We start from the raw sequence: 481 nt of genomic DNA on the forward strand, positions 1-481 counted from the left end.
TCCGACGCTTGGGCTGCGAGGCCTCGAACTGCTGGCGCGCGGCGCTTCGGCGGCCGAGGCGGTCGCCATATTGAAGCGCACCGGCGCCCATAGCGAATACCGGCAGGTGCTGGCTGTCGATGCCGCCGGAACGACCGCGATACATTCAGGCCCCAGGGCGCTTGGCATCTGGGCGGAAGCGCGCGCGGAGAATGTCGCCTGCGGCGGCAACATGCTTGCCCATGACGGAGTGCCGCAAGCCATGGTCGATGCCTTTCTGGCGTCGGAAGGACATCTGGGCGACCGTCTCATCGCGACCATGCGCGCCGCGCTGAAAGCAGGTGGTGAGGCGGGCCCGGTCCATTCCGCCGGAATGAAGCTGGTGCGTGAGGTTGCGTGGCCGGTCGCCGATCTGCGCTGCGACTGGACCGACGACTGCCCGATCGAGCAGCTGGCGACGCTGTGGGAACTCTATAAGCCACAGCTCGATGCCTATGTGACC

At 66.9% G+C, this 481-nt stretch carries 1 protein-coding gene; it reads left to right on the forward strand.

Features of this window, described 5'->3' with window-relative positions; translation table 11 throughout:
- The coding region (locus E5W87_RS35585; protein ID WP_292408673.1) for a DUF1028 domain-containing protein at positions 1-481 on the forward strand (481 nt) is incomplete at both ends.

Source organism: Mesorhizobium sp., assembly GCF_004962925.1.
GTDB lineage: Bacteria > Pseudomonadota > Alphaproteobacteria > Rhizobiales > Rhizobiaceae > Mesorhizobium.